A 6362-nucleotide genomic window follows, 5' to 3' on the forward strand; every position below is an offset into this window, starting at 1 on the left:
CGCAGTGCATATGAGTATCATGGCGCCCGCATTGCACCAGTAGCTCAGCTGGATAGAGTACTGCCCTCCGAAGGCAGTGGTCGTGGGTTCGAATCCCGCCTGGTGCACCATACGTAGAAACGAGAAAGCCTCAGACCGCAGGGTCTGGGGCTTTTTTGTGGGTGACGTTAAAGCCTCAGGACGGGCGCTGGGTGCAGTTGTTCGGTTTAACCGAACAACTGAGCCTGAAAAAAACCGCCGATGCGGTTGTTTATTCAGTCGTCCAATCAAACTCGTCGTATTCATCATCCTCTTCGTCCTCAACCTCTTCATCAAGAACGTCTTCCTCAAGCGCTTCTGCCTGCTTCGCCAGCAGAAACTCCTTACGACTCTCAGTAACAGCCCGTCGTAATTCCTGACCCTTCACCGGGCAGTTGAGCATTTGGGCGATGCGGTCGATTTTTTTCGCCATGGCTTCCTCCAACGCATCGGCTATGGGCCGATAGTGCGCGCTTTCAGGCGTCGATGCCAAATTGGCGACCGCTGTGTCCTTCATTTTTTCTGCAACGCCTTGAGTCGGGCCGTGAGGTTTTCGTCAGGGAAACGCTTGTGCAATGTCTTCAACAGCGCATCGGCGGCTTGCGTCTGACCGGCCTTTTGCAGGCGCATCACTTCACGCAATTGCTCATCCAGGGTTTTCGCTGGAGCTGCTGCACGCTTGCTGACCTTGGCTTCATCGGCCATTTCGGCATTGATCGATTCGCTCTGCGCGGGGGCGGACATCGCGCCGGAAGGCGCAGCCAGCGAGCGAGCAACCGAAGGGGGTGCTTCTGCAGCTTCTTTTTTGGCGACCGGTGCGGACGCTTTGGGTGCAGGAGCGAAGTCATAACTCGGTGCTTGGTCCGGTGCACGCTGCACCAGTGCAAGCATCAGGGCCACGCCGACGAGACTGGCAAATGCAACCTGCCAACGGGGTTTCTGACAGGCCTGAACCCAGCGTCTCCACAGACCTGGTTTCTGCGCAGGGACTTCGCGTTGCGCTGTGGCCAGGATGAAAGCGTCGAGATGGGACGGTGGTTCGCCAGCCGCATGCTCGCGGTAATGCTGTAGCACTTGGTCTTCCGGTGTCTGTTTGGCGTCAGTCATGTCAGTACCTCCTCGGCCAGCAGCCGACGCAGTTTTTGCTGGGCGTAGCGCAAGCGGCTTTTGACGGTTTCCAGCGGTGTTTCGGTGAGGGTGGCGATCTGCGGCAGGTCGAGATCACCGTGGGCGCGGAGCAGGAACACTTCGCGCTGGTCAGCGGGCAGGTTTTGCAGGGCCGCTTCGAGGCGCTGGCTGTCGCGGCTAAGGCTCAGCTGTTGTTCGGGGTCGGCAGCGTCATCGCTCAACGCGTGGATCTGTTCGTCGTAGCTGTCGTGCAAGGGATTGTGGATTCCGTGCTTGCGCCAGTGATCGATCAGTCGGTTGCGGGCAATCTGGTAAAGCCAGGTACGAAAATTCGCCCGGCCTTGTGGCTGACTGGTGCTGCGGATCAGGCTCAACCAGGTTTCCTGGTAAACCTCTTCGGCCAGTTCGGATTTACCGCTCAAGCCGAGCAGGAATCGGTAGAGCCCTTGGCGGTGACGAGCGTACAAAATCTCGAACGCCGGCCCGTCGCCTGCGCGATAACGGGCCAGCAGCGATTCGTCGCTCGGTTCAGGCGCAGACATATCAGTTGTAGCCTCCCTTAAGCGGCTCACTATTCGATGCGGTCGTGGTTCGCAGGCTCTGCGCCAACGCCACCAACTGCACGAACTCTGCGCGCAGACCGAATCGATCTTCGCCCCGCGCACCACGGGCCAAGGCTTCCGTGTCTTTCAGGCTGAAATCACCGGTATAACGCCCGTCCTTGAGCTGCTGGGAAAACGCCGCCACGGCCGCCGCAAATCGCAAGTCATCACTGGCTTTGCCGACCTGACCGTTGACGATCGACCGCTCGATCAAGCGACTACTCCCACCCTCAGGCAACTGATATCGCACTCGCAACATCGCCAATTCCCCAGACTTATCGGAAACAGCGGCCCCAGGAGTGCCATACCGCAGCGGCTCCAGCCAGCCCTTTTCACCCTTGGGCACAATTTCGTACAACGCCGTCACCGTATGCCCTGCGCCGATTTCACCGGCATCGACCTTATCGTTGCTGAAATCCTCACGCTTCAACGCACGATTCTCATACCCCAACAGCCGATACTCACTGACCTGTGCCGGGTTGAACTCCACTTGCAGCTTCACGTTCTTCGCCACGACGGCGAGGGTCGAGCCGAGCTGATCCACCAGCACCTTGCGCGCCTCGCGCAGGTTGTCGATGTAGGCATAGTTGCCGTCGCCAGCATCGGCCAACTGTTCCATCAGGTGTTCATTGTAGTTATCCACACCAAAACCCAGCGTGGTCAGGGAAACGCCAGTCTTGCGTTTATCCACAGCCATTTGTTTGAGACTGTCGAAGTCGCTGATGCCGACGTTGAAATCGCCGTCGGTGGCCAGGAGGATGCGGTTGATGCCCTTGGGGATAAACGCCTGCTGCGCCATCTGATAGGCCAGTTCGATGCCTGACGCCCCAGCGGTGGAGCCGCCGGCGGCCAATTGATCGATGGCTGTGCGAATCTTCGCTTTTTCCCGTCCGGAAGTAGGCTCCAGCACCACACGCGATTCGCCGGCGTAGACGACCAACGAAACCCTGTCCTGCTCGCGCAATTGATCAACCAGCAACTTCAGGGTGCTTTTGACCAGCGGCAAACCCTCGCGTCGGTCCATCGAGCCGGACACGTCCACCAGAAACACCAGGTTCGCCGGGGCCAACTCCGCTACCGCGCGGTCTGAGGCCTTGATGCCGATGCGCAGCAATCGGGTATGCGGGTTCCACGGCGACGGCGCCAGCTCTGTGGTCACGCCGAAGGGCGAGCCATCGGTGGGCAATGCGTAATCGTAGGGGAAGTAATTGACCATCTCCTCCAGGCGGACCGCACCTTCCGGTGGCAGGCGTCCCTGATTGAGCAAGCGGCGGACGTTGGCGTAGGCGCCGGTATCGACGTCGGCGCTGAAGGTTGAGACCGGTGCTTGGGCCACGCTGTGGATCGGATTATCCGCCAGCGCCTGATACTGCTCCCGCTGCTCATCCCGATAGCCCTGCGCAGATGCCTCGCCCGCCGACATCGGCGCATAGCTCGCCGTCGGCGCCGGACGCACGCTGCGCTTGGCCATCGAGGTGTCCGCCATGACAGCCTCGCTGCGCACCAACGCCTCGGTATTCAGCACAGTTTGAGCCGGTGGCGACACAGAAGCGGAATCAGGCTTGGATGAAACGCCGCAACCGGCAATGGCCAACAGCAACCCGGCAGCGAAACCCTGGGCGGCCGGGCGGAGGAAATGCAGAGGGAGGGACATGGGGGCTGACCTCAGGAGGAAATTGATCCATTCATCCTCTGAGACGGACAGCCCGGTAAATTCGGGTTAAACCTGCTGAAAAAAACGTCAGCGGTGATAACGCCGCACCACACTGCTGTTTTTCAACACATGGCCTTTGATTTTTTCCAGCAGTTGCGCGCGCGTCAGGCCGGCAGCTAAAGCTTCCGGGGCCAGGTCCAGGGCGTAAAGCTGGATGATGTAGTGGTGCGCACTGTCGCCGACCGGCGGACAAGGACCGACATAACCTGTGGTGCCTTTGCTGTTGGTGCCACCGACGCCTTCAAGGGCGGATTTTGCGCCGACGCCGGCGGCAATCTGATGAGTCGCGGCTTTGATGCCGTAATGCACCCAGTGATCGACGCCTTGGCCTTTTTGGCCGTCAGGATCGTGCATGACGATGGCATAGCTCAACGTACCCGTCGGCCCGGCGTTCCAGTTCAAGGCCGGTGACTGATTGTGCCCACCGCAATTGGGCGCATCGCTGGCAGCCGCCGAGGTGAACAATCGATCGTCGGTGACACCTGGGATGTTCAAGGTGAAACGCTCCTGGGCCTGCGCCGGAAATTGCACGCAAAGGGCGACGGCAACGGCCGCCAGCCAAGGGGTCAGAGAGGTCAATCGGGTCATACCGGAGCACCTTGTGCGGGTGGGGCCGTCGTCGGCGTGCAAACTATAGCCGGACCGTTCGTTCGGTGGCAGTGGGAATTGGCTGAACCTCTGGATAAGCGCCAAACTCTTAAATGAAACGCTTGCCTGGAGAGTGATGATGGCACTGCACCGCGTTGCCTGTTTCGCCGACGTTCCCGAAGACCGCGGCCTGGAAGTGCGGATCGCGGACACCACAATCCTCCTGCTGCGGGCCGGCGATCAATTGCGCGCCTATCAGGGCGAATGCCCTCATGCCGGTGCGCCGCTGGCCGAAGGTGCGCTGTGTCATGGGCGCCTGATCTGCCCGTGGCACAAGGGGACGTTTCGGATCGAGGACGGCGCGCTGTGCGAACCGCCGGCCTTGGACAGCCTCAAGCGTTATCCCCTAGAGGTGCGCGAAGATGAGGTCTGGGTCGACGATCAGCCGATGTCCGACGCTCACACCCCGCCCGCCGACGATGAGCGGACGTTTGTGATCATAGGCGCCGGCGCCGCAGGCACGGCGGGTGCGGCGGCGTTGCGGGAGAGAGGCTTCGGTGGCCGGGTGCTGTTGATCGACCGTGAAACCGACGCCGGTTACGACCGTACGGTATTGAGCAAATTCGTGATTGCCGGGGAGATGCCGCCGGAAGAAATCCCGCCGCTGCGTGATGAACACTTTTACCGCGAACAGCGCATTGAGCGAATAAACGGTGAAGTGGCGAGCCTGGACGCCGCGAACAAAACGTTGCAGTTGCTCGACGGTCAATCGCTGAGCTACGACGCCGCGCTGCTCGCCACCGGAGGCACACCCAATCCTCTTACGCTGCCTGGCGCCGACTTGCCGCAGGTGTTTGTGCTGCGTTCGAAGGACCAGGCGCAGCGAATTCTGGAGTCGGCAAAACCAGGCCAACGAGCGGTGATCATCGGCGACAGTTTTATCGCCATGGAATCCGCATCCTCCCTGCGTCAATACGGCTTGGACGTTACCGTTCTGGCGCGTCACGCCGTGCCTTTCGTCAAACAGTTTGGCGACGCGGTCGGCAAGGCAATTCGTGCTCTTCACGAGGCCAACGGCGTGGTGTTTCATACGGCTGGCGAAGCAACGCACATCGAAGGAACCGCCAGGGTCGAAGCGGTGCGCCTGGACAACGGCCAACGTTTACCGGCGGATTTGGTGCTGGTCGGCATTGGCGTCAGCCCGGCAACCGGCGCATTCACCGGCCTGCCCATGGAAAAGGACCAGTCGCTGAAAGTCGACGGCGGGATGCGCGTGACCGATGGGCTTTGGGCTGCCGGCGATATCGCGACCTTTCCGCTCAACGGCCAGCCTCAACGGATCGAACACTGGCGCCTGGCACAGCAACAGGCGCGGATCGCGGCGATGAACATGCTTGGCGGCGACGAGCATTACCTCGGCGTGCCGTATTTCTGGACCTGGCACTTCGGTAAAAACTACGACTACCTTGGACACGCCGAAACCTGGGACGAGCTCGAGTTCAAAGGCGATCCCGACCATCCACCCTTTATCGGGCTGTTCGGCAAGGACGGAGTGGTGGTCGCCGCGGTGGCTTGCGATGAAGAACGTGCGGTAGCGATGCTCGCCGAACGGATGAAGCAGCCGCTGCCGGTGGACGAAGCGTGGCGACTGATTCGGGATGTTGGCTAGACGCAATGATTCACAACAAGGCTGGAATGCTGACGATGTATTACCGGCATATGCGGGCAACAAACCTACCCTTTCGCGTTCCTTGCGGATAAATAGAGCGCGTTGCCTTGTCCAGGTGCCCACCCTGACGCACAAAACTGACCGCTTCGTTATTGCGACGACTGCGCATCCAGGTGATCCACTGCAACAGTTCACGGTGCCCCAACTTTTCAATCAACAACAAAAACTGCTCACGCCAGCGCGTACTGCCGCCCATGCCCAGCCCTGAGCGTCGTTTAAGGTCCGGGATACTTTGGCCGTCCATCACCCCTTTCACGAAATTGCGCCAAGGACGGAGTGGCATGTCGCGGCTGAGTGGGCTGTTTTGATCAGATTCCCGCAGCCTCGAATACTCGCCTTCAAGCTAACTCTCGCTAGGCGTGAGCGACTAGTTCAGCCTCGCGTTTGGCTATGGCTTCTTCCAGTTCCGGGGAGCGTTTGGCCCACTGTTCGGGAGGTAGTGGCTTTGACCATTCGATTATGTCGGGATAGGGCAGGTCTGGCGGCGGATTCAGTTTCCACCGCTCAAGGACGTCGATTAGCAACGTATTGAAAATGAAGATCCCGCAGAAACCTTCCCACAAGATGGTTAAAGGCCAACCTC

At 60.0% G+C, this 6362-nt stretch carries 6 protein-coding genes, 1 tRNA gene and 1 pseudogene; 2 read left to right on the forward strand and 6 right to left on the reverse strand.

What is annotated here, in order from left to right; all coding sequences use genetic code 11:
- The first annotated feature begins 33 nt into the window (after nt 1-33).
- Nucleotides 34-110 (forward strand) — tRNA-Arg (locus tag QK293_RS11760).
- 140 nt (nt 111-250) lie between these two features.
- On the opposite strand, the gene QK293_RS11765 is transcribed toward QK293_RS11760, so the two are convergent.
- The 5 genes from QK293_RS11765 to QK293_RS11785 form a co-directional block, all read right to left on the reverse strand.
- Nucleotides 251-511, reverse strand: a complete 261-nt coding sequence (locus tag QK293_RS11765) for a hypothetical protein (protein WP_282377455.1) — start codon at nt 509-511, stop codon at nt 251-253.
- Nucleotides 512-531: 20 nt separating this feature from the next.
- The gene (locus QK293_RS11770) at nt 532-1125 is read right to left on the reverse strand and encodes a hypothetical protein (RefSeq protein ID WP_282377446.1); all 594 of its coding nucleotides are present in this window, start codon (nt 1123-1125) and stop codon (nt 532-534) included.
- Entirely contained in the window at nt 1122-1688 is a 567-nt protein-coding gene (locus tag QK293_RS11775; protein ID WP_282377447.1) for an RNA polymerase sigma factor, read from the reverse strand. Before QK293_RS11775 ends, QK293_RS11770 begins: the two co-directional genes overlap by 4 nt.
- A gap of 1 nt (nt 1689) precedes the next feature.
- Nucleotides 1690-3402 (reverse strand): VWA domain-containing protein, encoded by a 1713-nt coding sequence (locus QK293_RS11780; RefSeq protein ID WP_282377448.1) that lies wholly within the window; start codon nt 3400-3402, stop codon nt 1690-1692.
- An 87-nt stretch (nt 3403-3489) separates the two neighbouring features.
- Nucleotides 3490-4050 carry a YbhB/YbcL family Raf kinase inhibitor-like protein gene (locus QK293_RS11785; RefSeq protein ID WP_282377449.1) on the reverse strand — a complete coding sequence of 187 codons (561 nt, stop codon included), beginning with the start codon at nt 4048-4050 and terminating at the stop codon, nt 3490-3492.
- A 139-nt stretch (nt 4051-4189) separates the two neighbouring features.
- Between QK293_RS11785 and QK293_RS11790 the strand changes: the two genes are divergently transcribed.
- Nucleotides 4190-5719, forward strand: coding sequence for an apoptosis inducing factor family protein (locus tag QK293_RS11790; protein ID WP_282377450.1), 1530 nt, complete (start codon nt 4190-4192; stop codon nt 5717-5719).
- A 413-nt stretch (nt 5720-6132) separates the two neighbouring features.
- On the opposite strand, the pseudogene QK293_RS11795 reads toward QK293_RS11790, so the two are convergent.
- Nucleotides 6133-6362, reverse strand: a pseudogene (locus tag QK293_RS11795) (hypothetical protein); the annotation flags it as partial.

The organism is Pseudomonas sp. AL03, from assembly GCF_029960815.1.
Taxonomy (GTDB): domain Bacteria; phylum Pseudomonadota; class Gammaproteobacteria; order Pseudomonadales; family Pseudomonadaceae; genus Aquipseudomonas.